Annotated in this window: 25 protein-coding genes and 1 pseudogene; 17 read left to right on the top strand and 9 right to left on the bottom strand. The window is 73.0% G+C overall.

Annotated features, from left to right (window positions below):
- Positions 1-30: 30 nt before the first annotated feature.
- On the top strand, positions 31-630 hold the full coding sequence (gene dhaL, locus ACH4G3_RS37185; RefSeq protein WP_354743712.1) for a dihydroxyacetone kinase subunit DhaL: 600 nt from the start codon (positions 31-33) through the stop codon (positions 628-630).
- Positions 623-1033 carry a PTS-dependent dihydroxyacetone kinase phosphotransferase subunit DhaM gene (locus ACH4G3_RS37180; RefSeq protein ID WP_397628605.1) on the top strand — a complete coding sequence of 137 codons (411 nt, stop codon included), beginning with the start codon at positions 623-625 and terminating at the stop codon, positions 1031-1033. Before dhaL ends, ACH4G3_RS37180 begins: the two co-directional genes overlap by 8 nt.
- Before the next feature lie 165 nt (positions 1034-1198).
- On the opposite strand, the gene ACH4G3_RS37175 is transcribed toward ACH4G3_RS37180, so the two are convergent.
- Complete coding sequence (locus tag ACH4G3_RS37175; RefSeq protein ID WP_397628604.1) at positions 1199-1912, bottom strand: glycoside hydrolase family 75 protein; 714 nt, start codon at positions 1910-1912, stop codon at positions 1199-1201.
- A gap of 420 nt (positions 1913-2332) precedes the next feature.
- Here ACH4G3_RS37175 and ACH4G3_RS37170 point away from each other — a divergent pair, with 420 nt between their 5' ends.
- Both ACH4G3_RS37170 and ACH4G3_RS37165 read left to right on the top strand, forming a co-directional pair.
- Positions 2333-3325, top strand: coding sequence for a fibronectin type III domain-containing protein (locus ACH4G3_RS37170; protein WP_397628603.1), 993 nt, complete (start codon positions 2333-2335; stop codon positions 3323-3325).
- A 169-nt stretch (positions 3326-3494) separates the two neighbouring features.
- Positions 3495-4031: a hypothetical protein gene (locus tag ACH4G3_RS37165; RefSeq protein ID WP_354743718.1), complete on the top strand. Its 537-nt coding sequence runs from the start codon at positions 3495-3497 to the stop codon at positions 4029-4031.
- Positions 4032-4096: 65 nt separating this feature from the next.
- Here ACH4G3_RS37165 and ACH4G3_RS37160 read toward each other — a convergent pair whose 3' ends face one another.
- The 3 genes from ACH4G3_RS37160 to ACH4G3_RS37150 form a co-directional block, all read right to left on the bottom strand.
- Positions 4097-4657: a PadR family transcriptional regulator gene (locus ACH4G3_RS37160; protein ID WP_397628602.1), complete on the bottom strand. Its 561-nt coding sequence runs from the start codon at positions 4655-4657 to the stop codon at positions 4097-4099.
- A gap of 28 nt (positions 4658-4685) precedes the next feature.
- Positions 4686-6701 carry an oxidoreductase gene (locus ACH4G3_RS37155; protein WP_397628601.1) on the bottom strand — a complete coding sequence of 672 codons (2016 nt, stop codon included), beginning with the start codon at positions 6699-6701 and terminating at the stop codon, positions 4686-4688.
- A 376-nt stretch (positions 6702-7077) separates the two neighbouring features.
- Entirely contained in the window at positions 7078-7446 is a 369-nt protein-coding gene (locus ACH4G3_RS37150; RefSeq protein WP_397628600.1) for a hypothetical protein, read from the bottom strand.
- Between the two features lie 233 nt (positions 7447-7679).
- Here ACH4G3_RS37150 and ACH4G3_RS37145 point away from each other — a divergent pair, with 233 nt between their 5' ends.
- Entirely contained in the window at positions 7680-9758 is a 2079-nt protein-coding gene (locus tag ACH4G3_RS37145) for a SpoIIE family protein phosphatase (protein ID WP_397628599.1), read from the top strand.
- Between the two features lie 31 nt (positions 9759-9789).
- Here the strand turns inward: ACH4G3_RS37145 and ACH4G3_RS37140 are convergent, their stop codons facing one another.
- The gene (locus ACH4G3_RS37140; RefSeq protein ID WP_397628598.1) at positions 9790-10584 is read right to left on the bottom strand and encodes a putative protein N(5)-glutamine methyltransferase; all 795 of its coding nucleotides are present in this window, start codon (positions 10582-10584) and stop codon (positions 9790-9792) included.
- 283 nt (positions 10585-10867) lie between these two features.
- Here ACH4G3_RS37140 and ACH4G3_RS37135 point away from each other — a divergent pair, with 283 nt between their 5' ends.
- From ACH4G3_RS37135 to ACH4G3_RS37100, 8 genes are all read left to right on the top strand, one after another.
- Complete coding sequence (locus ACH4G3_RS37135) at positions 10868-11329, top strand: MarR family winged helix-turn-helix transcriptional regulator (RefSeq protein WP_397628597.1); 462 nt, start codon at positions 10868-10870, stop codon at positions 11327-11329.
- 87 nt (positions 11330-11416) lie between these two features.
- A complete protein-coding gene (locus tag ACH4G3_RS37130; RefSeq protein WP_397628596.1) occupies positions 11417-12022 on the top strand; it encodes a sulfite oxidase-like oxidoreductase in 606 nt (201 codons plus the stop codon).
- Positions 12015-12770, top strand: a complete 756-nt coding sequence (locus tag ACH4G3_RS37125; protein WP_397628595.1) for a ferredoxin reductase — start codon at positions 12015-12017, stop codon at positions 12768-12770. The genes ACH4G3_RS37130 and ACH4G3_RS37125 overlap by 8 nt, the downstream gene beginning before the upstream one ends.
- A gap of 300 nt (positions 12771-13070) precedes the next feature.
- A complete protein-coding gene (locus ACH4G3_RS37120; RefSeq protein ID WP_397628594.1) occupies positions 13071-13655 on the top strand; it encodes an Rv1733c family protein in 585 nt (194 codons plus the stop codon).
- A 142-nt stretch (positions 13656-13797) separates the two neighbouring features.
- Positions 13798-14766, top strand: a complete 969-nt coding sequence (locus tag ACH4G3_RS37115; RefSeq protein ID WP_397628593.1) for an acetylxylan esterase — start codon at positions 13798-13800, stop codon at positions 14764-14766.
- A gap of 134 nt (positions 14767-14900) precedes the next feature.
- Positions 14901-16064, top strand: a complete 1164-nt coding sequence (locus ACH4G3_RS37110; RefSeq protein WP_397628592.1) for a serine hydrolase domain-containing protein — start codon at positions 14901-14903, stop codon at positions 16062-16064.
- 130 nt (positions 16065-16194) lie between these two features.
- On the top strand, positions 16195-16956 hold the full coding sequence (locus ACH4G3_RS37105) for a GntR family transcriptional regulator (RefSeq protein WP_397628591.1): 762 nt from the start codon (positions 16195-16197) through the stop codon (positions 16954-16956).
- A 140-nt stretch (positions 16957-17096) separates the two neighbouring features.
- Complete coding sequence (locus ACH4G3_RS37100) at positions 17097-17918, top strand: alpha/beta fold hydrolase (RefSeq protein ID WP_397628590.1); 822 nt, start codon at positions 17097-17099, stop codon at positions 17916-17918.
- Here ACH4G3_RS37100 and ACH4G3_RS37095 read toward each other — a convergent pair whose 3' ends face one another.
- Entirely contained in the window at positions 17919-18644 is a 726-nt protein-coding gene (locus ACH4G3_RS37095) for a class I SAM-dependent methyltransferase (RefSeq protein ID WP_397628589.1), read from the bottom strand. It lies immediately after the preceding gene.
- 105 nt (positions 18645-18749) lie between these two features.
- Between ACH4G3_RS37095 and ACH4G3_RS37090 the strand changes: the two genes are divergently transcribed.
- From ACH4G3_RS37090 to ACH4G3_RS37075, 4 genes and pseudogenes are all read left to right on the top strand, one after another.
- On the top strand, positions 18750-19148 hold the full coding sequence (locus ACH4G3_RS37090; protein ID WP_397628588.1) for a nuclear transport factor 2 family protein: 399 nt from the start codon (positions 18750-18752) through the stop codon (positions 19146-19148).
- Between the two features lie 70 nt (positions 19149-19218).
- Positions 19219-20046 (top strand): methyltransferase, encoded by an 828-nt coding sequence (locus tag ACH4G3_RS37085; protein ID WP_397628587.1) that lies wholly within the window; start codon positions 19219-19221, stop codon positions 20044-20046.
- 247 nt (positions 20047-20293) lie between these two features.
- On the top strand, positions 20294-21436 hold the full coding sequence (gene rho, locus ACH4G3_RS37080; RefSeq protein WP_397628586.1) for a transcription termination factor Rho: 1143 nt from the start codon (positions 20294-20296) through the stop codon (positions 21434-21436).
- Between the two features lie 350 nt (positions 21437-21786).
- Positions 21787-22953: pseudogene (locus ACH4G3_RS37075) on the top strand (D-alanyl-D-alanine carboxypeptidase family protein); the annotation flags it as partial.
- A gap of 11 nt (positions 22954-22964) precedes the next feature.
- Here the strand turns inward: ACH4G3_RS37075 and ACH4G3_RS37070 are convergent.
- The 3 genes from ACH4G3_RS37070 to ACH4G3_RS37060 all read right to left on the bottom strand — a co-directional run bounded on the left by ACH4G3_RS37070 (position 22965) and on the right by ACH4G3_RS37060 (position 26779).
- Positions 22965-24350 carry a glycosyltransferase 87 family protein gene (locus tag ACH4G3_RS37070; protein ID WP_397628585.1) on the bottom strand — a complete coding sequence of 462 codons (1386 nt, stop codon included), beginning with the start codon at positions 24348-24350 and terminating at the stop codon, positions 22965-22967.
- Positions 24347-25741, bottom strand: a complete 1395-nt coding sequence (mptB, locus tag ACH4G3_RS37065) for a polyprenol phosphomannose-dependent alpha 1,6 mannosyltransferase MptB (protein ID WP_397628584.1) — start codon at positions 25739-25741, stop codon at positions 24347-24349. The genes ACH4G3_RS37070 and mptB overlap by 4 nt, the downstream gene beginning before the upstream one ends.
- 114 nt (positions 25742-25855) lie before the next feature.
- Complete coding sequence (locus ACH4G3_RS37060) at positions 25856-26779, bottom strand: glutaminase (RefSeq protein ID WP_397628583.1); 924 nt, start codon at positions 26777-26779, stop codon at positions 25856-25858.
- Between the last annotated feature and the right edge of the window lie 38 nt (positions 26780-26817).

The following is a 26817-nucleotide window of genomic DNA, read 5'->3' as shown; positions in this document are numbered from 1 at the left end:
CACCACGTACCTACCAGGCAAGGAGACCCAGTGCTCGACGCCGATTTCTTCCGCCGTTGGATGACGGCGACCGCCGCGTCCGTCGACCGTGAGGCGGAACGGCTCACCGCCCTCGACTCCCCCATCGGGGACGCCGACCACGGCAGCAACCTCCAGCGCGGCTTCACGGCCGTGACGGCGGCCCTGGAGAAGGAGGCTCCCGGCACGCCCGGCGGCGTCCTGACGCTGGCCGGGCGCCAGCTGATCTCGACGGTCGGCGGCGCCTCGGGGCCGCTGTACGGGACGCTGTTGCGCCGTACCGGCAAGGCGCTCGGGGACGCCGCAGAGGTCAGCCCGGAGCAGCTGGCCGAGGCGTTGCGGGCCGGGGTGGACGCGGTCAGGACGCTGGGCGGTGCCGCACCGGGCGACAAGACCATGATCGACGCGCTGGTGCCCGCGGTGGACGCGCTGGGCGACTCGTTCACGGCGGCCCGGGCCGCCGCGGAGGAGGGCGCCGTGGCGACGACGCCCTTGCAGGCGCGCAAGGGCCGGGCGAGCTATCTGGGCGAGCGCAGCATCGGGCACCAGGATCCGGGTGCCACCTCGGCGGCGCTGCTCGTCGCCGGACTCGCGGAGGCCGCCGGTGAGTGACGAGCGGCTCGTGGGAATCGTGCTGGTGTCGCACAGCGCCGAGGTGGCCGCGTCGGTCGCCGAGCTGGCGAAGGGGCTCGCGGGCGGTGGCCCGGCGGTGCCCGTCGCCCCGGCCGGCGGTACCGAGGGCGGTGGGCTCGGCACCAGCGCCGAACTGATCGCCGCGGCGGCCGCGTCCGTCGATCAGGGTGCCGGTGTCGCCGTGCTGACCGACCTGGGCAGCGCGGTGCTGACCGTGAAGGCGCTGCTCGCGGAGGGGGACGAACTCCCGGAGCAGACGAGGCTGGTGGACGCTCCGTTCGTGGAGGGAGCCGTCGCCGCGGTCGTCACGGCGGCGGCCGGGGCCGACCTGGCGGCAGTGGAGTCGGCCGCCGCGGAGGCGTACACGTACCGGAAGGTGTGAGACCGGGCCGGGCGCGCCGGAGGGCGGCGTGCCCGGCGACCACCGGCCGCCGGGCGGCCGAGGCGCCCTTGACGCTCCGTCAAGTACTCGGTGTCGGCGGCCGGCACCGGGCGGAACTCGGGCAATGACTCCGCGACTCTCCGTCAAGCACTTGGCGTCGCTGGGTCAATGACCCCACGGCTCTCCGCCGAGCGCCGGGCTCTCGCCCACGAATCGCCTCGCCAGCCGCTCCCCCTTCGTCACGGCCGCCGCGTGGTCCTCGATGGGTGACACGCGGACGTCCTTGAAGACGATGTAGGTGACGCCGGACGGTGTGCCGCCGCCGTGCGGGTCGGCGCGGACACCGAGGGCCTTGGCGGTCGCGTAGGACGCCTCTCCGATGATGTCCTGCGGACCCGTGTCGCCGACGACCGCGTACTGCACACGGTCGCGGTGGACGACCGCCACGACGGAACCGCCGCCCACACCGTGCTCGCGGTAGTCCCAGATGCGGCTCGGGGCGGGCACGACGATGAAGGGGAGGCGTTCGGCGCTCAGGGGGCGGCCGTCCGACTGCGCGTAGGCGGTGCTGCCGGAGTAGTGGGGGTCCGTGCGGCGGTTGCAGCGGGGTCCCGGGCGGCCGTCGCAGTCGATGTCCATGTCGGCCTTCCAGAACACGGCGTCTTTGGTGCCGCAGACCGGGATCTTCGCGGGTCGGCCGCTGTCGCTGCGGTACCGGCCGCGGGAGACCGGAGCGCAGTCCCGTACCTTCGCCAGCAGGTCGGCGGCGCGGACGGGGGCCTCGCGCCACACCACCGGCCGGGGCGGAGCGGCGGAGGGCGTCGTCGGGGCGAGCAGGGCGGCGCTGGCCGCTGCCAGTGTGAGCGACTGGACACGCACGATAGTGGAGCCTCTCGTGGGGAATCTGACGGGCACTCAGCCCAATCTGTCCCCGGTGCGATCACCCGGCCACCGCTGGAGGGCCGGACGGTGCACGGCCCCAACCTCCTACAGGGGCCGGGGGCCTGAGTCCGTGTGAGAACTCAGGCCGGCCCGGCCACCCGCGCCGGCGCGGGATCTGCGACGACAGCGGTCCGCGCGACAGGCCCGAACTCCCTGGTGTCCGCCAGGAATTCGGCCGTGAGGACTTCAGCATACGTAACTCTTCCGGGTGGTCACGAACGACGGGGGTGTCGCCTCACCGCCGCGTCCGCCGACACCACCCCCTCACCCCCCCCTCACCCCCTCTTGATGTGGTCGCGTCAGCTGCGCCATATTGGTCCGGACCATTCCCGAGTGTCGGCCCCGGGAGGCAGTGCCGTGCCAGGCGTTTCCCTTTCCGTCCCGGCTCGTCTGCTCTGCCGCCTCGCGCTCTGCGGGGCCCTCGCGCTGGTCGCCTCCTGTGGTGCGGCCGGCTCGGGCGAAGAGGACGGCGGCGCTCTGCCCGGAGCACCGACCGGAGTCACGGCAGCGGCGGGCAGCGCGTCGAGCGTGCATGTCATGTGGAACGCGGCCGCACGGGCCGAGGCCTACGAGGTGTATCGCGGCACCAGGAAGGTCAGGGAAGTGCCGGGTACAAAGCACATGGTGGATGTCACCAGGCTCCGGCCCGCAACGGTGTATGTCTTCACCGTGCGGGCCCGGGGCGCCGACGGGCGGCTCGGGCCGCCCAGCCGTGAGGTCCGGGCGAGGACGCCGGCGGCCGTCGCGGACGACCACCGCGCACCTACCCGCCCGTCGGCGCCCCGCGGCCGCGCGGCCGGGAGCCGGGCGGTCCGGCTGTCCTGGTCCGCCTCGACGGATGACCGGGACGTGGTGTCGTACGACGTCCACCAGGGAGGCACGAAGATCCACAGCGTGGGCGGGGGCCGGACGGCGACCGTGGTCACCGGGCTGCGGCCCGGCACGTCCTATTCGTTCACCGTCCGGGCCAGGGACGCGGCCGGCAACGTCTCCCCCGCCAGTCCCGCCGTCCGCCTCACCACCCCGGGCACGGACGACGGCCGCGCCACAGCCCCGACCGCCTTCCGGGCGACCGGCCACCGCGCAGACGGGGCCTACTACGTGGACCTGAGCTGGGTGCCGCCCCGTGTGGACGGCGAGATCGCCGAGTACGAGATCCACCTGGACGGCCGTCGGGCCACGTCCCTCGTGTTCGGCGGGAGCGCGCCGCGCGACCGGGCGACGTACAGCTTCTACGTGGGACGGGCCGCCGGTGTCACCCATCGGGTCCGTGTCCGGGCGATGCTGCCGGACGGCACGTGGGGAGGCTTCTCGGCGGAGCGGACGGTGACGACGGGTCCGGGGCGCTGACGCGCTCCGGGCATGGTCCGGCCGTGGGAAGCCGTCACCTGCACGGGCGCACCCGGCGTGCGGCCGGGGCCGGGGGCGCCTTGGCTGACCCTGAGGCAGCACGGGCGTTCCCCGACCCTCGGCGGCGCAAGGGATGTACCGCCAACCGTGCCGCCGGAGGGCAGTTGACATGCGTAGCTCATCGCCAGTTCTCCGCTCCGGCCTGACCGTGGCAGCCGCCCTGCCCCTCGCCCTGGCCGCGGTGCCCGCTGCCGCCGGCCCGGGCATCTCCGTGAGCACCACGGGTTCCACGGTGTCGGTCACGACCAGCGCGTGCACCCAGATCAACGGCAGCTGGGGCACCGCCTCGCTTCTCACCAGCAGTCAGGGCAGCTTCGCCCAAGGGCGTCAGGTGACCCTGTCGGGGACGTCGACCAGTCAGTCCGCGGCCTGGTCGAACGTCACCGCGGGGACGTACACCGTCATCGTCATCTGCTCGGACGGCACCACCGCGGGGACCCAGTCGGTCGTCGTCTCCCCCGCTCCCTCCCCCACGAGGTCGCCGTCCCCCTCGGTCTCGCCGTCCCGCGGTGTCATGGGCGGGGCCGGCGGGAGCGCCACCGACTACGGCACCGTCACGCTCGTCGCGGGCGGCACGCTCGTCGGGATCGGCCTCCTCGGGACGGCCTGGTACCTGCGCCGGCGCAACAGGCCGTACCGGCTCTGATCCGGTACGTACGGCGGCCCGCCCTTCCGAAGCGCTCCGGTCGGGCGGGCCGCCGTGACACCCCGTCAGGCCGGGCGGGTCGACTCGCCGTCCGGCAGTTCGGCGAAGTCCGCCAGGGCGCGCCTGAGCCACTGGGTCCAGAACGTCTCCAGGTCGATGCCGGCCTGGAGCACCAGATGCCGCAGCCGGTCCTCGGTGCCGTCCCGGCCGGGCGGGAAGTCGCGCTTCTCGATCTCCTGGTACTCAGCCAGCTGCCGCTCGTGCAGCTCCAGGTGGCGTCGCAGATCGGCCTCCAGGCCCGCGGTGCCGACCACGGCCGCCGCCCTCAGCCGCAGCAGCAGCGCGTCGCGGTGCGGCTTGGGATCCTGGGAGGCGGCCGTCCAGCGGGCCAGTTCGGCGCGGCCCGCCGGCAGGACCTCGTAGTTCTTCTTCTGCCCACGCGTCGGCTGCTCGGCGGGCAGGGCCCGGATCAGGCCGTCGGTCTCCAGCTTTCCCAGCTCGCGATAGATCTGCTGGTGCGTCGCGGACCAGAAGTACCCGATCGACCGGTCGAACCGGCGGGTCAGCTCCAGCCCGGACGACGGCCTCTCGAGCAGGGCGGTGAGGATCGCGTGCGGGAGTGACATGGCCTCATCCTAGGGACGTGTTCCCGCCCTACAGGGCGGCCGCCAGCTCGGTGCCCTGCTTGATGGCGCGCTTGGCGTCCAGTTCCGCGGCCACGTCGGCACCGCCGATGAGGTGGGCGCTGCGCCCGGCCGCGATCAGTTCCTCGTACAGGCCGCGGCGCGGCTCCTGGCCGGTGCACAGCACGATCGTGTCGACCTCCAGGACCGTGCTCTCCTCGCCGACGGTGATGTGCAGTCCGGCGTCGTCGATCCGGTCGTAGCTCACGCCCGGGACCATGGTGACGCCGCGGTGCTTGAGCTCGGTGCGGTGGATCCAGCCGGTGGTCTTGCCGAGCCCCGCGCCGACCTTGGAGGTCTTGCGCTGGAGCAGGTGGACGGTGCGCGGCGGGGCGGGCCGCTCGGGCGCGGCGAGGCCGCCGGCGGCGCGGTAGTCGAGGTCGACGCCCCACTGGCGGAAGTACGTCTGCGGGTTCTCGTGCGCCTTGTCGCCGCTGTCCGTGAGGTACTCGGCGACGTCGAAGCCGATGCCGCCCGCGCCGAGGATCGCGACCCGGTCGCCGACGGGGGCGCCGTCGCGCAGGACGTCGAGGTAGCCGAGGACGCTGGGGTGGTCGACGCCGGGGATGTCGGGGGTGCGCGGGGTGACGCCGGTGGCGACGACGACCTCGTCGTAGCCGTCGAGGTCCGTGGCCGTGACGGGGGTGTTCAGCCGTACGTCGACGCCGTGCCAGTCGAGCTGGGTGCGGAAGTAGCGCAGCGTCTCGTCGAACTCCTGCTTGCCGGGGACCTTGCGGGCGACGTTGAGCTGCCCGCCGATCTCGCTCGCCGCGTCGAACAGGGTCACCTCGTGCCCGCGCTCGGCTACGGAGACCGCGCAGGCGAGCCCGGCCGGACCGGCGCCGACGACCGCGACGCGCTTGCGCAGCCGGGTCGGGGAGAGCACCAGCTCGGTCTCGTGGCAGGCGCGCGGGTTGACCAGGCAGGAGGTGATCAGGCCGCTGAAGGTGTGGTCGAGGCAGGCCTGGTTGCAGCCGATGCAGGTGTTGATCGCCTCGGGCCGGCCGGCGGCGGCCTTGCTGACGAAGTCCGGGTCGGCGAGCATCGGGCGGGCCATCGACACCATGTCGGCCGCGCCCTCGGCGAGCAACTCCTCGGCGAGTTCCGGGGTGTTGATGCGGTTGGTGGTGACGAGCGGGACGGACACCTCGCCCATCAGCCGCTTGGTCACCCAGGTGTAGGCGCCGCGCGGCACGGAGGTCGCGATGGTGGGGATGCGGGCCTCGTGCCAGCCGATGCCCGTGTTGATGATGGTGGCGCCGGCGGCCTCGACGGCCTTGGCGAGGGTGATCACCTCGTCGAGCGTGGAGCCGCCCGGGACGAGGTCGAGCATGGAGAGGCGGTAGATGACTATGAAGTCCTCGCCGACCGCCTCGCGCACCCGGCGCACGATCTCCAGCGGGAAGCGCATGCGGTTCTCGTACGAGCCGCCCCAGCGGTCGGTGCGCTGGTTGGTCTGCCGCGCGATGAACTCGTTGATGAGGTAGCCCTCGGAGCCCATGATCTCGACGCCGTCGTAGCCCGCGTGCCGGGCCAGGCGGGCGGCGCGGGCGTAGTCGTCGATGGTGCGCTCGACGTCGGCGTCGGTGAGCTCGCGGGGCGGGTAGGGGCTGATCGGCGCCTGGAGCGGGCTGGGCGCGACCAGATCCCGGTGGTAGGCGTACCGGCCGAAGTGCAGGATCTGCATGGCGATCCGGCCGCCCTCGCGGTGCACCGCGTCGGTGATGACCCGGTGCTGCTCGGCCTCCGCCTCGGTGGTGAGCTTGGCGCCGCCCTCGTAGGGGCGCCCCTCGTCGTTGGGTGCGATGCCGCCGGTGACGATCAGACCCACTCCGCCGCGGGCTCGGGCCGCGTAGAAGGCGGCCATGCGGTCGAACCCGCCCTCGGCCTCCTCCAGACCTACGTGCATGGAGCCCATGAGGACCCGGTTGGGCAGGGTCGTGAAGCCCAGGTCGAGGGGGGTCAGCAGGTGCGGGTAACGGCTCATCGGGCCCTCCGTGCGCGGTGTCGTGTCTGTAGTTGTAGAGGACCACCGACGGTTTATGCAACTAGTTGCACAAGGGGTGATGGAGGGCACAGTGGGTCCATGACCAGGGATCTCGGGCAGTGGCACGCTCCTGGCCGCCGCCGCGGGCGAAGGCCGCGGGTCCGGGCGAAGACGGCGCGCCCGTCGAACATCGGCAATCCGCCGGCGGCCGAGGGCATCCCGGCCACGGGCCGCTTCGGTCTGCCGTACGAGGGGCTCCACGACGTGGAGGAACGCGTGCACCTCGCGGACCCGCCCGCGGGCACACGCCGACTACCGGCGGGCCGTCCTCGGCCTGCTGGACACGCGAGGGGCGGTCACCAGCTCGTGAGGGCGGTCACCGGCTTTCGAGGCGCACGTGCAGTTCCGTCTCCTGGTCGCCGGAGACCGTGCTGAGGTCCCGCACGTCGAACAGCGAGTCCAGCCTCATGCGGAACTGCTCGATCGCCCAGTACCCGCCGTGCAGGTCGGCGTCGACGGAGGACGACAGCCGGGCCGGCCGCGCCCCCTCGTGCTCGTCGGCGACATCGAACGTGCCGAGCCACACGGTCGGGCGAGTCTCGTGCAGATCCTCGGGTACGTCGTCGGCGCACCGGTCGGACTCGAAGCAGGAGCACAGCGTGTCGAACACGATCCGGGCGTCCTGCTTGCTGCACCCGCTGATCTCCACCGAGACGGAGTGGGGGTGCGGTCGCTCCTCGTCCATCGTGATCGCTCCTCTCGCGGCGTATCCGCCCCTACCCCAGCAAAGCACCACCTTCTGCCGAGCACTACCGGCGGTGCCCCAGCCGCGCTGACGGGTTTACGGAGCGGGCGACTCCGTGTTGGGAGATGGTGGAAGGTGACGGAAGGGGCCTCGGTTCGACGGCTCCGGCGGTAGAACATGGGGTGTCGGCACCGTGACGGCGGGCCGCGAGATCGGCGAAGGCGGGGCGTGGGATGAGTGCAGCCGGGTCTCCCATGGCCGAGGGCGACGAGCCGGTGCGCGCGCCGGTGCGGCCGAGCGGGCTCCTCGATGTCCTGAGTCTGGCCTCGGTGGTCCTGGACGCCGAGGGCCGCATCGTGCTGTGGAGCCCGCAGGCCGAGGAGCTGTTCGGATACGAGGCGCGGGAGGCGCTGGGGCAGTACGCCGCCCGGATCATGGTCCACGAGCAGCACCTCGATCTCGTGGTCAAGCTGTTCGCGGACGTCATGGGCACCGGGCAGAGCTGGGCCGGGGCCTTCCCCGTCCGCCGCAAGGACGGCACCACGCGGCTCGTGGAGTTCCGCAACATGCGGCTGCTGGACGACCAGGGGGACGTCTACGCGCTCGGTCTGTGCGCCGACCAGTCGACCGTGCACCGGCTGGAGCGCGAGGTGGCGCTGTCGACGCGGATGATCGCCCAGTCCCCGATCGGACTGGCCGTGCTGGACACCGACCTGCGGTACGTCTCGGTCAACCCGGCGCTGGAGGAGCTCAACGGCGTGCCGGCCGATGAGCACCTGGGCCGGACGGTCCGCGAGGTGGTGCCGCGGATGGACGTCGACGCCCTGGAGTCCGCGGCGCGCCGGGTGCTGGACACCGGGCAGCCGGTCGTCGACCAGTCCACGATCGGCCGCACCCCGGCGGACCCGGACCAGGACCACGCCTGGTCGATCTCGCTGTACCGGCTGGAGAACGCCTTCGGGACCGTGCTGGGCGTGGCCGTCTCGATCGTCGACGTCACCGAGCAGTACCGCGCGGGCATCGAGGCCGAGGCCGCACGGCGTCGCCTGGCCATGATCGCCGACGCCTCCGGCCGCATCGGCACCACGCTCGACCTGGACCGCACGGCCCGTGAGCTCGCCGACGTGGCCGTGCCGGAACTCGCCGACATCGCGGCCGTCGACCTGCTGGACGCGGTGGTGCAGGGCCGGCGTACCAGCCTCGACCCGGCCGAGGCGGCGGTGATCCGCGCGCTGGCGGTCCAGGGCTACGACTCCGCCGAGGCTCTGGAGGCGGCCGACCCGCCGGGGCAGGTAGCCCGGTACGCGCCCGACCGGCTCGTCACCCAGTGCGTGCGCACGGCCAGTCCGGTGATGCTGCCGCACGTCGAGGACGGCGACCTGGCCCGCATCGCCCGGTCCCCGGAGGCGGCCGCGCTGCTGGGCCGGGCCGGGGTCCACTCATATCTGGCGGTGCCGCTGATCGCACGCGGCGAGGTGCTGGGCGCCCTGGACCTCAAGCGCACCCGCAATCCGCTGCCGTTCGACGAGGACGACCTGCTGCTGGCCCGCGAGCTGGCCGCGCGGGCCGCCGTGCAGATCGACAACGCCCGCTGGTACCAGAGCGCCCGCGACACCGCGCTCACCCTCCAGCGCAGCCTGCTGCCCAGCCATCCGCCGGTGACGGGCGGGCTGGAGGTCGCCTCCCGCTACCAGCCGGCCGGGGCCACGAGCGAGGTGGGCGGCGACTGGTTCGACGTGATCGGCCTGGAGGGCTGCAAGACCGCGCTCGTCGTGGGCGATGTGATGGGCAGCGGCATCCCCGCGGCGGCGGCCATGGGGCGGCTGCGCACGGCGACCAACACGCTGGCCTCCCTCGACCTCGATCCCGCCCTGCTCCTGGAACACCTCGACAAGATCACCGCTGGGCTGGAACAGGCCATCGCCACCTGCGTCTACGCCGTCCACGACCCGCGTCTGCGGCAGTGCCGGATCGCCAACGCCGGGCATCTGCCGCCGGTGCGCGTCCGGGCCGGGCGGCCTCCCGAGCTGCTCGACCTGCCGACCGGGGTGCCGCTCGGCGTGGGCGGTGTCGCCTTCTCCACGACGACCGTCGACCTGGAGCCGGGCGACCGGCTGGTGTTCTACACCGACGGTCTCGTCGAGACCCGGCGCGACTCGCTCGACGACCGGCTCGACACGCTGCTGTCCCTCCTCGAAGGACCCGACCGCCCGCTGGAGGAGGTCTGCGACCTGCTGCTGCGCACCCTGCACGAGCCGGACAACTTCGACGACGTGGCACTGCTCATCGCGCGGGCGACGCCGCCGGACTGACGCCGGCGGCGTTCGGCTGCGCGCTCGGCCGTTACGGTGCGACGCCGATCACCACATGGGCGTACAGCTCCTCCGAGACGGCCAGGTGTGCCGTCAGGCCGTTGCGCTCGAAGGCGTCGAGGGCGGTCGGTGCCTGGTGGCGGCTCGTCTCCACCAGGACACAGCCGCCGGGCGCGAGCCAGCGGGGCGCCTCGGCCGCGACCCGGCGCAGGACGTCGAGTCCGTCCGCGCCGCCGTCGAGGGCGACCAGCGGCTCGTGGGCGCGGGCCTCCGGCGGCAGCAGCCCGATCTCGTCGCTCGGTACGTACGGCACGTTGGCCGCGAGGATGCCGACGCGGCCCCGCAGGTCGCCGGGCAGCGCCTCGAAAAGGTCCCCCTGGTGGACGTGACCGCCGGCGGCGGCGACGTTGCCACGGGCGCAGCGCACCGCGACGGGATCGATGTCGGCGGCGTGCAGTTCGACGCTGCCGAGTCCGGCGGCCAGCGCCGCGCCGACGGCGCCCGAGCCGCAGCACAGGTCCACGACGACACCGGCGCCGGGCGCCCGGGCCAGGGCCTGTTCGACCAGGAACTCGGTGCGGCGGCGCGGCACGAAGACACCCGGGCCGACGGTGATGCGCAGGCCCATGAACTCGGCCCAGCCGACTACGAGTTCGAGGGGCAGGCCCGCGACGCGGCGTTCGACCATGGCGGCGGCCTCGGCCGGGGTGCGGGCGGTGGCGAGGATCAACTCGGCCTCGTCCTCGGCGAATACGCAGCCCGCGGTGCGCAGGGCGACGACGAAGGAGTCACGGGAAGACGGTGGAACGGGAGAGACGGAGGGCATGGAAGCCAGGAGCCTTTCGAGATTCGAAGGGCGCTCCGGCGGTCGCCTACGGCCGGCGATCCGCGCGACGTCGAGGAGAGAGCACCCGGGCTGACACAGCGGTAATGGGTCTCACCTCCTCGGTTTTACGGCTGGGTCCGTCCCGAGCCGGACGGCAACAGTACCCGACGGCCCGGCCGGCCGGTACGGCACCTGGTCCGCCACTCCCGCCGACAGGCGACCGGGCAGGTGGTTGGGTTATGCAACCATGGAAGAACGGAGGGCGACCGGTGAGGGAGGTCCGATGAAGCCTGCCGATGACGTGGAGACGATCCAGCGGGAGATGACGGTCTTCGCCCGCCGTGCCCGTGCCGCGGCGGGGCGGATGCACCCGGAGCTGTCGCTGGTGTCGTACACACTGCTCGGGCACCTGGAGGAGAGCGGCGGGTGCCGTGCCACGGACCTGGCCGCCCACTACGCCCTGGACAAGTCCACCGTCAGCCGCCAGGTGGCCGCGCTGGAACGCGCCGGTCTGATCGAACGCCGCCCCGACGCGGAGGACCAGCGCGTCCTGGTGCTGCATCTGACGGAGGCCGGGCGGCGCATCCTGGCCCAGGTCACCGAGAGCCGCCGGGCGGCCTTCCGTGAGCGGCTGGCGGACTGGCCGGCCGAGGACCTGGCGCGATTCGCCGACTACCTCGTGCGTTACAACGCGGGCCCTGGTCCAGGCCACGACCAGGAGCCCGCCACCCGCACGCCCGGCTAGGTGGGCGCCGCACGTACGGTTGAATACGCAATCACTGAGCACGCCGGTTCGGCGGGGCACCGTCGGCCCGGCCCGGAGGCACACCGCATGCACATCACCCGAGGCTTCACCGGGCGCCCACGCGTGGCCGACCCCGGTCTGCCGCCCGGCCAGTACGACGCGGGCGACGACTGGCCCGTGCTGTCCGCGGAGGTCACTCCCGACCTCGCACCAGCCGACTGGACGTTCCGTATCGACGGTCTGGTGGCCGAGCCCCGCACCTGGGACTGGGAGGAGGCGCACCGGCTGCCGCCGTCGGCGTACGAGGGCGCCATCCACTGTGTGACGAGCTGGTCGAAGTTCGGAGTGCGGTTCGCGGGGGTGTCCCTGGACGCGTTCTGGGATGTGGTCCGGCCCCATGGGTCGGCGACCCATGCCGTCGCCTACTCGCACACCGGCTACACCACGAACCTCCCGCTCGCCGACCTGACCGGCGGACGCGCCTGGATCGCGTGGGAGTACGACGGCAGGCCGCTCGCCCCGGAGCACGGCGGCCCGGCGCGGCTGCTGGTGCCGCACCTGTACTTCTGGAAGAGCGCCAAGTGGATAGCGGGTCTGCGGATCCTCGACCACGACGAGCCGGGTTTCTGGGAGGGGAACGGCTATCACGAACGGGGCAACCCCTGGGAGGAGCAGAGGTACTCCGGTGACTGAGACGTTCGTGCCTCCCACGGGCTTCGCCGTGCCCGGGCGCATCGCCGTCAGCGAGCAGGCCGCCTCCGTGTGGCAGACCGCCACACTGACCGGGATCCGCCGCGAGACCGCTCGTGCCGCCACCTTCCGGTTCGCCGTGCCCGGCTGGCCGGGGCACCTGCCCGGCCAGCACCTGATGGTGCGGCTGACCGCCGAGGACGGATATGTGGCCCAGCGCCACTACTCGATCGCGTCCGCGCCGGACGACCCCGGGCACGTCGAGCTGACCCTGGATCACGTCGAGGGCGGCGAGGTCTCGGGCTGGTTCCACACCGTCGCCCGGCCGGGCGACCAGGTCGAGGTGCGCGGCCCGGTCAGCGGTTTCTTCGCCTGGCCGGGCGACCGGCCCGCGCTGCTGATCGGCGCCGGCTCCGGCGTCGTACCGCTGATGTCGATGGTCCGGCACCACCGGGCGCGCAACCTGACCGTGCCGCTGCGGCTGCTGGTGTCCGCGCGCAGTCCCGAGGAGCTCATCTACGCCCGCGAGTTCGGCGCCGAGACGACGCCCGTGTTCACGCGGAGCGCGCCGGAGGGTGTGGCGGTGGGACGTATGGCTGCCGCACATGTGGCGCCACTCCTGACCGAGCAGCCTTCCGGTGGGTGGGAGGCCTATGTGTGCGGCTCCAACTCCTTCGCTGAGCACGCCTCCCGGCTGCTCGTGACGGCGGGTCAGCCGGTGGACCGCATCCGGATCGAGCGGTTCGGCTGATCTGGACGGCGGCACCTCCCCCGGCGTCAGCTCTGCCCCTCCCCTGGCGGCGTCACAGGAGTGGCGTGCGGCTCACCACAGGCGGGCGCCCCGGTGTTTCACCGCGACCGGCCCGGGCACTCCGGCCGAAGGGCTCCGGCACGCGGCGACCCGGGCCGCGCCGGGCGAGCGATGTGTGTCGGAGGGGGTACCCGACCCGTGTGGGCACTCGCACGCGTGACGTGACGTGGAGGGAGCGGCGGCGCCGCCACCGCACGGCCGGTCCGGCCCTCCGGCCGCGGTGACGGCGAGGAGGTCGACATGCGAACCCGGGTGCTCGGCTGGCGTTGGCGGCGCAGTCCGCTGCGGCGCCGGTCGGACGTCGTCGAGGCGTGGACGGTGCTGGTGGTCGCCGTCCTGATACTGGTGGGCGCGCCACTGGCGGGGGCGGCCGCCGCCTGGTGGGCCCATGGCGAGGCTCGGTCGGTCTCGGCGGAGCAACAGGCCGAGCGTCACCGCGTCCGTGCCGAGGTCGTCGGCAGGCGGAGCGACTCGCTGCCGTCGGTGCAGGCCGACGGGCAGCGCGCGTACCGGGCCACCGTGCGCTGGACGGAGCCGGGCGAGGGCGCCCGCACCGCGACGGCGCGGGTCCCCGGGGACGCCCGGCCGGGTGAGGTCGTGGACGTGTGGCTCGACTCCCGGGGGCGGAGTGTGGCCCCGCCGGTGGACGGCACGGCGGTCTGGCAGCACACCCTCACCATGGGCACGTGCGCCGCGGGCGGAGTGGTGCTCGTGGTGCTCCTCGGCCACTCCGTCGTACGCCGGGTCGCGCTGCGCCGCCGGCTGGCCGAGTGGGAGCGGGAGTGGGCCCGCACGGAACCGGAGTGGACGCATCGCGACGCGTGACGCGGCCGCCGCACGGCAGGTGAAGCCGACGCACGGCAGGTGAACGGGGCACGGCAAAAGCCCTGGCGGGTCCTCCGATCACACACGTAGTGTGATCATCCGCACTGTCTCCGCAGCCGTTCCTCACCCAAGGCGGTCCTACATGGCCCTGTTCGACCTTCCTCTCGACGAACTCCGCGAGTACCGCAGCGCGTCCACCGAGCCCGAGGACTTCGACGCCTTCTGGTCCAAGACGCTCCAGGAGGCGCGCGAGCACGACCTGGACGCCCGCTTCGAACCGGTCGACACGGGGCTGTCCACTGTGCAGGTGTTCGACGTGACGTTCGCCGGGTTCGGCGGCCATCCGGTCAAGGGCTGGCTGACGCTGCCGGCGGGGGCCGACGGCCCGCTGCCGCTGGTCGTGGAGTTCATCGGCTACGGCGGAGGACGCGGGCTGCCGCACGAGCATCTGCTGTGGGCGTCCACGGGCCGGGCGCACTTCGTGATGGACACCCGCGGGCAGGGCAGCGCCTGGGGAGGGGGCGGCGGCACGGCGGACCCGGTGGGCGGCGCGCCCGCGTTCCCGGGTTTCATGACGCGCGGTATCGACGCGCCGGAGAACTACTACTACCGCCGGGTGTTCACGGACGCCGTGCGTGCCGTGGAGGCGGCCCGCTCGCACCCGCTCACCGACCCGGCGCGCACGGTCGCCGTCGGCGGCAGCCAGGGCGGCGGCATCACGATCGCGGTGGGCGGCCTGGTCCCGGACCTGGCGGGCATAGCGCCGGACGTGCCGTTCCTGTGCGACTACCCGCGTGCGGCGACGATCACGGACCGCCACCCGTACCGGGAGATCGGCCTGTACCTCAAGACGCACCGCGGCCGTACCGAGGAGGCCCTGCACACGCTCTCCTACTTCGACGGCGTCCACTTCGCCGCCCGCGGCCGGGCCCCCGCGCTCTTCTCGGCCGCCCTGGAGGACCAGACCTGCCCGCCGTCGACCGTCTTCGCGGCCTTCAACGCCTGGAGCCACGAGGACAAGACGATCGAGGTGTACGACTTCAACGACCACGAGGGCGGCGGCCCCTTCCAGGAGCAGGCCAAGCTGCGCTGGATGCGCTCGTACATCTGATCCCGCCGCCGACGGGCGACTGTTCCGGCCGTTTCGGCGGCGGCAGGCTTCCACCAAGTCCGACCAGTCGGTACGTTCTTCGCGCCCGGGCCGCACCTCGGCGGCCCGGGTCCGGCGAGGTGGTGGAGGGGCCCATGCCCGAGAACGAGGCACAGGTGCGCGGTCATTGCGACGCGCGTTTCGCGGCGGTGCGCAGGGCGTTCGAGGAGAACTTCCGGGAGCGGGGCGAGCTGGGTGCCGCGGTGTCCGTCACCGTCGGCGGCGAGGCGGTGGTGGACCTGTGGGGCGGCTGGGCCGACGCGGCACACACCCGGCCGTGGGAACGGGACACGCTGGTCAACGTGTGGTCCACGACCAAGGGACCGGTGGCACTGTGCGCGCACATCCTGGCCGACCGGGGGCTGCTGGACCTCGACGCGCCGGTGGCCGCGTACTGGCCGGAGTTCGCCGCGGCCGGCAAGGAGAAGGTCCTCGTACGGCACCTGCTGTCCCACCGCGCCGGACTGGCCGGGCTGCGCGAACCGCACTCGCTGGAGCAGCTCTGCGACTGGGAGCTGACCACCCAGCGGCTCGCGGCGACGCAGCCCTGGTGGGAACCGGGAACCACGTCCGGCTATCACGCCCTGACCTACGGCCATCTGGTCGGCGAGGTCGTCCGGCGGGTGTCGGGGCTGATGCCCGGGGCTTTCCTGGAGCGGGAGGTGACCGGGCCGCTCGGCATCGACTTCCGCATCGGCCTGCCGGAGGAGCACTACGGACGGGTGGCGGAGCTGGACCAGCCACCGGTCGCGGCGAGCAGTGAACAGGCCGCCGTGTTCGCCCAGTTGGCGCCCGCGGCGATCGCGGCGGTGACCAACCCCGCGGTGTCCGCCGCCGGGGCCCTCACGCCCGGCTGGCGGGCCGCCGAGATACCGGCGGCGAACGGTCACGGCACCGCACGTGCGGTCGCCGAGCTGTACGGCGTCTTCGCGGGGCGCGGTTCGTACGGGGGCAAGCGCATCCTGTCCCCCGAGGCCGCCGAGCGGGTGCGCGAGGGACAGGGCAGCTGCCGGGACCTGGTGCTCGGCGCCGGGCTGGGCGAGACGGAGGCGGGGCTCGGGCTGTGGCTCAGCGGCCCCAAGGGCTCCTACGGACCCAACCCGCGCGCTTTCGGTCATGACGGTTTCGGCGGCTCCTGCGGGCTCGCCGACCCGGAGGCGCAGGTGTCGATGGGGTACGTGATGAACCGTATGGGGCCCCATATCGCGGACGACCCGCGGAAGACGGCCTTGGTCGACGCTCTCTACAGCGCTCTGTGACCGCGAGTGCGGGCGGGCCGGTTTCGGCCGAACCGCACGGCCACCCTTCCCTGCTGGTTTAGACCAATGCTAGACCTGGTGGCGCACCGAGCCCGCACGGCTACCGAACGTCACCAACAGGAGGCGCGGCATGGCCCGCACCACCCCGCACGACCACCCGACGGCCGAAGGAGAGCCCCTGTACCGGCGGCTCGCCACGGAGCTGCTCGGCGAACTGCGCGACGGCACCGTGCCGCCCGGGGAACGACTGCCGGGCGAGCGGCGGCTGGCCGGGCACTTCGGGGTCAGCCGGGAAACCGTACGGCAGGCGCTGGAACTGCTGCGCCGCGACGGTCTCGTCGCAACCGACCGGCGCGGCAGCCACGCCACCCTGCCCGGCCCGCCGGTCGAGAGCCCGGCCTCGCTCACCTTCCCGGTCGGGGCCCGGGCCGCGACCCCGGGCACGGTCGCCCGCGCCACCGTGGCCTGGGAGCCGCCCCCGCCGGACCACGCCAAGGCCCTGGGTCTGGCCCCGGGCCGGCCGACCCTGATCCACCGCTACCGTTGCGCGACGGCCGACGGACGCCGGCTGCGCAATGCCGTGACGTCCTTCTCCGCCGTGGCGCTCGCGGAGGTGGAGGAACTGGCCCGCTACCGCGACCGCGCCGACGGCACCGCCACCGCCCATCTGCGGCGGGCCTACGACTGGATGCGCCGGGCCGGCCTGACGCTGCACCATCGCGACGCCATCACCCGCCTGGCGGGCACACCGTCGGTACGAGTCACGCGCCGCGTGCACGATCAGTACGCGCGCCCGCTGGAGATCACCGACCTGGTGGTGGACGACCAACAGGACGCCCTGGTCTACGAGTTCACACTGCCGGGCCGGACGCCGACGCCGAGCGGCGCGTGAAGCGGCCGGGGTCGCCCAGGACCCGGGCCGGGTACGCCCCCGCGAGGGCCCTTCTCCTACCGGTACCGGCGGCGCGAACCCCGGATCACGGAGATCATCGAGAGGAAGCTCGAGATCACACCCCACCGAAAGGATGCTTCATGAGCACGTTCACCACGTCCGACGGAACCGAGATCTACTACAAGGACTGGGGCGAGGGGCAGCCCGTGGTGTTCAGCCACGGCTGGCCCCTCAACGCGGACGCCTGGGACGGACAGGCGCGGCTGGTCGCCGAGCACGGGTTCCGGGCGATCGCGCACGACCGCCGCGGGCACGGCCGCTCGGGTCAGCCGTGGCAGGGCAACCACATGGACCGGTACGCCGACGACCTGGCCGAGCTGATCGAGGCGCTGAACCTCACCGACGTGGTCCTGGTCGGCCATTCGACCGGCGGCGGAGAGGTGGCCCGTTACATCGGGCGGCACGGGACCGCGCGGGTCGCCAAGGCAGTGCTGCTGGGCGCGGTGCCGCCGCTGATGCTGCGGACGGAGGCCAATCCGGAGGGCACCCCCAAGGACGCCTTCGACGGGATCCGCGCGGCCGTGGCGGCGGACCGCTCGCAGTTCTACTGGGAGCTGAGCGAGAGCTTCTACGGCTTCAACCGGCCCGGGGCGGCCGTGTCGGAGGGCGTGCGGCGGGCCTTCTGGATGTGGAGCATGCAGGCCGGGCTGAAGGGCGCCTACGACTGCGTCGCGCAGTTCTCGGAGACCGACTTCACGGAGGACCTGCGGCAGATCGACGTACCGACGCTGGTGGCGCACGGCGACGACGACCAGATCGTGCCGATCGGCGCCTCGGCCCAGCGGACCGCCCAGATCGTCAAGGACGCGACGCTGAAGGTGTACCCGGGCGCCCCGCACGGTCTGGTGGGCGACTTCGAGAAGGCGTTCAACGACGATCTGCTGAACTTCCTGCGCGACTGACTAGACCGGCGTCCGGGCGACGACCAGGCGGACCCGCGGGCTGCCGTCCCGTCGCCGCCCGAACTCCGGCAGCGCGTGGAGGTCCACCCGGAAGCCGGCCCGGGTGAGTTCACGCCGTACGTCCCCGAGGCGGAACGCGCGGTAGTACATGACGAACTCAGGCCGCCACAGCGCGTTGCGCACCCGCATCACCGTGTCGAAGCCGAGCAGTGTCCAGTAGCCGAGCGAGCCCGGGCGGGGTGGGGCGACCAGGGGAAACGCGAAGCAGCCGCCCGGCCGCAGGACGGAGCGGACCTGCCCGAACAGTCCGGGCAGCTCGTGGGGCAGGAAGTGCCCGAAGGCCCCGAAGCTCACCACCAGGTCGAAGGCGGGCCCGAAGGGCAGGGTGCGGGCGTCCGCACGGACGAAGGAGACCGGCGGCCCGGTCGGCCTGACCCGTTCCCGGGCCACGTCGAGCATGCCCGCACTGAAGTCGACACCGACGACCCGCTCCCGGCACACCCCCGCCAGCACACCGACACCCGCGCCGGTGCCGCAGCACAGATCGAGCCCGGCGTCGAAGGGTCCCGTCCGCCGCAAGGCCGACTCGACAGCGCCGAGGACCGCGTCGGGCGTCCGGAAGGGGGTGTGGTCGAACTTCGGCGCGAGGAGGTCGTAGCCGCGTTCGACGGACGACAGCGCCTGGACGGCGAGCTCACGCAGGCTGGGACCTTCGGGGCTGAACATCGACCCAGACTAGGCCGCGGCTCACTCGAGAGACATATGGACACCGTATCAATGCTTGATTAATCTACTCCGCATCTACTCAATTGATTGACTAAGGCGGGTTCGATGCGTGCATTCCGTGAGGCGGTCGAGGCACTCGACCTCGACGCCGCCGAGGCGCTGCTGGCGCCGGACGTCGTCTTCACCAGCCCGGTCGTGTTCAAGCCGTACACCGGCAAGCCCATCACGGCGGCGATCCTGCGCGCCGTCTCCGGTGTCTTCGAGGACTTCCGCTACGTGCGCGAGATCAACGACGTGAACGGCCGTGACCACGCCCTGGTCTTCACCGCCCGCGTGGGCGACCGGGAAATCGACGGCTGCGACTTCATCCACGTCGACGAGAACGGTCTCATCGACGAACTGACCGTGATGGTGCGTCCGTTGTCGGCGGCGCAGGCGCTCGCGGCGGCGATGGGCGCGCAGTTCGAGCGGATCGCCGAGGAGGCGCGGGCGCACTCGATGTGAGCGACACGTCCGGCGGACTGTTTCCCGCGTTCTGCCGCCGCTCGCGGACCGCCGGCGGTTGGATGTCCTCATGACGTCCGTCGATCACGACCGGCTGATGCGGGCCAACCAGGCGAACTGGGACGCCCGCACGCCCGTCCATCTCGCCAGCCGGTTCTACGGCCTCGACCAGGACCCCGACCCCGAGCGCTGGTTCGCGCCCTGGGAGTGGGAGGACCTGGGCGAGCTGGCCGGCCGTGACGTGCTGCACCTCCAGTGTCACCTCGGCACGGAGACGATCGCCTTCGCACGGCGCGGTGCCCGGGCCGTCGGCCTGGACTTCTCCGAGGCGTCCGTGGCGGCGGCGACCGGCATCGCCGCGAAGGCCGGCGCGGACGTGACGTACGTCCGGGCGAACGTGTACGACGCCGACGAGGCCCTCGGCGGGCGGCGGTTCGACGTCGTCTACACCGGCAAGGGCGCCCTGTGTTACCTGCCGGACCTGGACCGGTGGGCGGAGGTCGTCGGCCGGCTCCTGCGTCCCGGCGGCCGGTTGTACGTCGTCGAGTTCCATCCCCTGCTCAACTCGCTCGGCCCGAAACCGGCTCCGGGCGAGGGTCCCGAGCTGCTCCTGCGCCACGACTACCTGGGCGGCGGCGGTCCCGTGCACCGGGACGCGACCCACACCTACACGGACGGCCCGGCCGTCGAGGGCGCCACGGACAGTTACGAGTGGATGCATGGAATGGGCGAGGTCGTCAACGCGTTGACGGATGCGGGACTGGCCGTCCGGCGACTGCGGGAGAGCGACGAACTTCCCTGGCCGCGCTGGCCGCGGATGGTCCGTACGGAGTCCGGCTGGTGGCGGCTGCCCGAGCCGCGGATCCCCCTGCTGTACGGGCTGCTGGCCACCCGCTGACGCGTATCCCTCTCCCCCGGCGCCCCGTCGGGTGGTAACCTGCAAACAGCACTCGTGCACGCCCCTGTCTGTGGGCGCCGGTGCGGTTCTTCCTTTTCTCTCCGTCATTTCCGGCACCTCGACGTGCTCTCTCGTATCCGAGGTGTTGTTCCCCGCCGCCGGAGGCCTGCTCAGGCCCTCACCTCGCGGCTCTCTCCCCTCCCCTTCGCATGTCCCATGCCTGCCGTCCGTGAAAGGACACATCACCATGACCACCACACTCGACACCCCGCCGGTCCCGCAACAGTCCGAGTCCCGGACCGCCTTCGGCGTCCTCGACATCGATGCCGGCGGGAAGGGGCATCTGCGCGGTGAGAACTGCCTGCCCGCACCCACCGATCCCGCGGTCTCCCCCGCCCTGATCCGCCGTCACGGCCTGCGCAAGGGCGACCTCGTCGAGGGCGCCCTGGGCGACCGGCGCGGTCTCACCGACGTCGCACGGGTCGATGGCCGTACGCCCGCGGAACTGCGCGGCCGCCGGCACTTCCGGGACCTGACGCCCCTGCATCCTCATGAGCGCCTGCGTCTCGAACACCCGGCCGCCGGACTGGCCGGCCGGGTGGTCGACCTGATCGCACCGGTCGGCAAGGGCCAGCGCGGGCTTCTCGTGGCCCCGCCCAAGACCGGCAAGACGGTCCTCCTCCAGCAGCTCGCGGCCGCCGTCACCGGCAACCATCCCGAGTGCCGGCTGATGATGCTGCTGCTCGACGAGCGGCCCGAGGAGGTCACCGACATGCAGCGCGGCGTCCGGGGCGAGGTGTACGCCTCGACCTTCGACCGGAGCGCCAAGCAGCACATCGCACTCGCCGAGCTCGTGATCGAACGCGCCAAGCGGCTCGTCGAGGCCGGCGAGGACGTCGTGATCCTCCTCGACTCCCTCACCCGGCTGTGCCGGGCACACAACAACGCGGCCGCCTCCGGAGGCCGCATCCTCACCGGGGGCGTGGACGCGTCCGCGCTGACCGGCCCCAAGCGGTTCTTCGGCGCCGCCCGGTCGGCCGAGGAGGGCGGTTCCCTCACGATCCTCGCGACGGCGCTGGTGGAGACCGGTTCCCGGGCCGACGACTTCTACTTCGAGGAGCTGAAGAGCACGGGCAACATGGAGCTCCGCCTGAGCCGCGAACCGGCGTCCCGGCGCGTGTTCCCGGCCGTCGACATCATCCCCTCCGGCACCCGCCGTGAGGAACTCCTGCTGCCACCGGCCGAGTTGGCGGCCGTGCACGGCCTGCGGCGCGTGCTGCAGAACCGGGACGGGCAGGGCGCCCTGGAGACCCTCCTGGAACGCATGCGCGAGACCCCGGACAACGCGACCTTCCTTCGGCGCATCCAGCCGACACTGCCCTCGCAGTGAGCTGTCGCGTCAGCCGGGACCGCCCGTGCCCGCCCGCAGCAGGGACGCCCCCGCGGGCGTGAGCGTGTGCAGTACGGCCGGGCCGTGCCGGACGGTGGTGATGAGCCCCGCGTCGCGCAGCGCGGTGGCGTGCCGGCTGGCCTAGGACGCCGAGACGCCGGCGGCACGGGCCATCTCGGCGGTCGTGGCGCCGGTGGCGGCGGCGCGCAGCGCGCGGCAGTTGCGGATCGGCGAAGGCGACCGGCTCGCCCCAGTCGAAGTACGAGGGGACGAGCGTGAGTCCACGACCGGCCAGGTGCAGATCCCGGTCGGCGGTCTGCTTGGGACAGCTGACCTCCAGTACGCGCAGCATGCCCACGAACCCCTTGCGCGCTTCCAGCCGGGTCAGCTGCCCGGCCCATGCGGGGGCGTGGCCACGATCGCTTCCATGCCCGAAGTCCGGAAAGTACGCGGCCCTCGGATACAGGGGTAAGAGAACGCTCCGCAGGACCCGCTCCAGCTCCTTGTCCCGTAGCTGCTGCCGCGCCGTGCGGTACCACCGGGTCGGCCGCGCGTGCGGCATCCGGGTGCTCGCGCGTGGTGTCCGGCCCGGTCGTCGCGGTGCGGAGGACAACCGTTTCTACGTTGATCATATGATCAACGGATTCTCTTCCCGGGTGACCGCGTCGACCTGTGTGCTCTGTGCGGCAGGGCTGCTTGCCCTGATGCCCGCCGCGGCGGCCGGTTCCGGCAGGGCGGAACCCAGTCCGCCGGCCGGGCCCAGGGCGGCGGCCGGGCACCCCTCGCTGCTGCACCGCCCCGGCACCCAGGTCCGCCCGCGCGCCGGTGCGCCGCGCCTCCCGGAGACCTCCGCGCTGTCCTGGCTGGTGGCCGACGCCCGCACCGGCGAGGTGCTCGCCGCCCACAACGCGCACCGAAGACTGCCCCCGGCCAGCACTCTCAAGACCCTGTTCGCCCTCACGGTGCTGCCCACGCTGCCGGCCGGAATCCGGCACACGGTCCGCGGGGAGGAGCTCCGGGGCATCGGGGCCGGAAGCAGCATGGTCGGGGTCACCGAGGGGCGTACCTACCGGGTCGCCGACCTGTGGCGGGGCGTCTTCCTCAACTCCGGCAACGACGCCGTGCACGTCCTGGCCGAACTCAACGGCGGCTGGCGGGCCACGGCTCAGCGCATGCAGGCCAAGGCCCGGGCCCTGGGCGCCCACGACACGCGCGTGGTCTCCCCCGACGGCTACGACGCGCCGGGCCAGGTGTCGTCGGCGTTCGATCTGGCGGTCTTCGGCCGGGTCGGCCTGCGCAACCCCGACTTCGCGCGGTACTGCGCCACCGTCGAGGCCAGGTTCCCGGGCGGCGGAAGCTGGTCGTACCCGATCCGCAACACCAACCGGCTGCTGAGCGGCGCTCCCGGTGTGAAGCCGTACCGGGGACTGATCGGCATCAAGAACGGCTACACCAGCAAGGCGGGCAGCACGCTCGTCGCGGCGGCGCGGCGCGGCGGGCGCACCCTCGTCGTGACGGTGATGAACCCTCAGGAAGGCGGCGGCTCCGCGGTGTACGAGGAGGCCCGCTCACTGCTCGACTGGGGCTTCGAGGCGGGCAGCCGGGTCGAACCGGTGGGTTCCCTCGACGTTTCGAGGGCCGCCGCCCGACCGGACGCAGCGACCGCGCCCGCCGTCGCGTCCGCCGTGCCGAGGGAGACCGGCTCCGGCTGGACGGAAGCGGGGCTGATCGCGGGTGCCGCCGGGCTGGGCGCGGCTGCGGTCGTGCTGGTGCTGCGGCTGCCGGTCCGCCGGTCCGGAGGCTGCTGACCGACCGGCAGCCACAGCAGCAGGCCGAGGGTGATCCAGGCGTAGGTGTTGCTGCCCAGGAACCCGTCGACGCCGGACGCGTCGTCGAACCACAGCCACACCACGCTGGTGCACAGCACCGCGTACAGGGCGCCCGCGATCCGGACGCGGCCGGTACGGATCAGCACGGCGAAGGACGGCAGCAGCCACACGAGGTGGTGCACCCAGGTGATCGGGCTGACGAGACAGGCGGCCAGGCCGGTCAGGGCGAAGGCCGCAGTCCAGTCCCCCGCGGCGACCGCCCGGCGGGCCCGCAGCGCCCACACGCCCAGGAGCAGCACAACCGCCGCCGCCCACACCGCCCGGTCCGCCTCGCCCAGCCGGGCCAGGATGCCCTGCACCGACTGGTTCGAGACGTAGCCGAGGCGCCCGACCCGGTTGGTGTCCCACAGTGCCTGGGTCCAGTAGAAGCGTGAGGCGTCGGGGTCCACCGACGCCGCGAGGGCCGTGGCACCGAGGGCGACGGCCGTGGCGACCGCCGCCGCGCGCCACCGCCTGGCCACCAGCAGCAGACCGATGAACAACGCCGGCGTGAGCTTGATCGCGGCCGCCAGTCCGATGCCGATGCCCGCCCAGCGTGTGCGTCCGGTGGCGAGCAGCGCCGCGTCGGTGAGCACGAGAGCCAGCAGCAGCAGGTTCACCTGGCCGAAGCTGAAGGTGTCGCGGAGTGGTTCGAACAAGGCGAGGGCGCAGGCGGCCAGGGCCCAGCCGTACCAGCCGGGGCGCCGCCATGCCGGGCCGGCGAGCAGCCGCAGGATCAGGGCCAGGGCCGCCAGGTTGAGCAGCAGGGCGGCGGCGATCGCGGTGTGGAGGTCCAGCAGGGCCATCGGCAGCATGACGACGGCGGCGAACGGCGGGTAGGTGAACCCGTACACCGTGCCGGGGACCCGGTAATCGTAGATCCGGCCGCCGTGGTGGACCCAGCTGTCGATGCTCCCGTAGTAGACGCGCAGGTCGAACCAGTCGCGCAGCAGGGGCACGGTCGCGGTGAAGACCGTCACCACCGTGGCGAGGGCGAGCACGAGCAGCAGTCGTCCGCGGTCGGTGCGCGGCGGGGCCGGAGTCATGCCGTGCGTCCCAGCGCCGGTGCCAGCTCGGCCTGGTGGGCCTGCCACAGTACGACGACCGCGAGCGCGCCGCCGGAGACGGCCAGCACGAGTTGCCCGGTGTCGGCCGGGCCGCCGCCGGGCAGGACGCAGAGCGCCAGCACACCGGTCACGGCCGCCATGCGGTGGCGTACGGAGGTGCTGGGCGCGGCGGCGGCGATGAGGAACAGACCCCACAGGGCGTACCAGGGGCGGATCGCCGGGCCGAGCGCGGCCACCGCCGCCAGGCTCAGCCCCAGCGCGTACAGCGGTCGCGGGCGCAGCCGGAGCCATATCAGGACGATCGCCACCCCGGCCGTCACGACGCCCAGGGTGTGCCAGGCGGGGATCGCCAGGGGCGCGAGATCGCTGCCGAGGTGTTCCAGCAGGGCGCGGGTGGCGCGGCCGAGCAGGGTGGTCAGGGCCCAGTTCTGGGGCGAGACGGGGGTGTTCAGGGCGCCGATCCAGCCGTATCCGGTGCCCGCCGCGGCCGTGGCCGCGACGGTCGTCCCCGCGGCCGCCGCGGCGGTCGTGACGACGGCCTTCGCCGTGCTGCGGCCCGCACGGACCTGGAGGACGACAACGGCGGCGAGACCGAGCGCGGCGGGCGCCTTGACCAGCGCGGCGAGCGTGACGAGGACCGCGCCGAGAACCGGCCACCGGCCGAGCGCCGCCACCAGGCCGACGCCGAGCAGACCCAGCATGACGGCGTCGTTGTGCGCGCCCGCGACCAGGTGCAGCAGGACCAGCGGGTTGAGGGCGCCGAGCCACAGCGCGGCGGACGGGTCGGCGCCGCTGTGGCGTGCGAGGCGGGGCAGCGCGGCGGCCATGAGGGCCACGCCGGCGAGTGCGACGAGCCGCATCCCGAACAGTCCGGCGGGCAGTTCACCGCGCGTCAGCGCCGACAGGGCCGCCGCCACGGCGAGGAACACCGGGCCGTACGGGGCGCCGGTGTGCCGCCAGAGCGGGGCGACCTCGCCGGCGAGCGGGCCGCCGAGCTGCGAGGGCCCGTGCGCGTAGACGTCCATGTGCGCGTCGACCATCGCCCCTTGGGCGAGGTAGCTGTACACGTCCCGGCTGAACAGCGGCGGGGCGAGCAGCAGCGGGGTGGCCCAGACGGCGAGGACGAGCAGCAGGGCGCGGGGCGCGGGGGGTCTCGGTCCTCGGACCAGCCGGCCCAGCATCGCCCAGGCCGCGATCAGCAGGACGAGTCCGAAGTACACCGCGACCAGGCCGAGGGCGGCGCGCGCGGAGGCCGGGTGGAGGAGGTCCCGTACGGGCAGGGCTCCGGCCGTCTCACCGCCTGCCGCGAGGAATGCGGTACCGGCCAGACCGAGTATCTGGCAGCGGCGGAGATCGACGGGGAAAGCCATGGCCAACACTCGGGCAGCGTGTCAACGCGGGGTGGCTCGAAAGCAACGGGGAGTGCTCCGGTGGGAAGCCGAAGGGTGACCGGCCGGTGATCAGGTGCGGGCCGGTAGGTTCTGTCAGAACACCGACAGCCCCGTCAGCGTCGTGAATCTGTCCAGGGCCGCCACGCCCGCCACCGAGTTGCCCCGTTCGTCCAGGCCCGGGCTCCACACGCACAGCGTGCAGCGGCCCGGGACGACCGCGACGATGCCGCCGCCCACGCCGCTCTTGCCGGGCAGGCCCACGCGGTAGGCGAAGTCGCCCGCCGCGTCGTACGTGCCGCAGGTCAGCATGATCGCGTTGATCTGCTTGGCCTGGCTGCGGGTGAGCAGGCGGGTGCCGTCGGCGCGTATGCCGTGCCGGGCGAGGAAGGTGGTGGCGAGGGCGAGGTCGGCGCAGGACGCCGCGATCGAGCACTGCCGGAAATACTGGTCGAGCAGGACCGGCACCGGGTTGTCGATGTTGCCGTAGGACGCCATGAAGTGGCCGAGGGCGGCGTTGCGGTCGCCGTGGGCTCTCTCGGAGGCCGCGACCTCCTCGTCGAAGGTCAGGTCCGTGTTGCCGCTCTCCGCCCGCAGGAACGCCAGCAGTTCGCCCGACGCGTCGCCGGTACGGGTGTGCAGCCGGTCGGTGACGACGAGGGCACCCGCGTTGATGAACGGGTTGCGCGGGATGCCGTTCTCGTACTCCAGCTGGACCAGGGAGTTGAAGGGGTTGCCGGAGGGCTCGCGGCCCACGTGTTCCCACAGGGCGTCGCCCTCGCGGGCCAGGACGAGGGCCAGGGTGAAGAGCTTGGTGATGGACTGCGCGGAGAAGGGCTGCCGCCAGTCCCCCACGCCGTACACCGTGCCGTCCGGCTCGGCGACGGCCATGCCGAAGCTGCGCGGGTCGCGGGCGGCGAGCACCGGGATGTAGTCGGCGGGCCGGCCACGGCCGGGCGTCCGCTCGACCTCTTCGGCGATGCGCTCCAGGACCGGCTGGAAGGTGGTCGACGACGTCATGATCCGATTGTCCCTCCGTGCCGGTCCCGGTGTGCTCG

Origin of the sequence: Streptomyces afghaniensis (genome assembly GCF_044327915.1) — a bacterium.
Taxonomy (GTDB): Bacteria; Actinomycetota; Actinomycetes; order Streptomycetales; family Streptomycetaceae; genus Streptomyces; species Streptomyces afghaniensis.
This window is presented reverse-complemented; position numbering and strand designations above follow the sequence as displayed.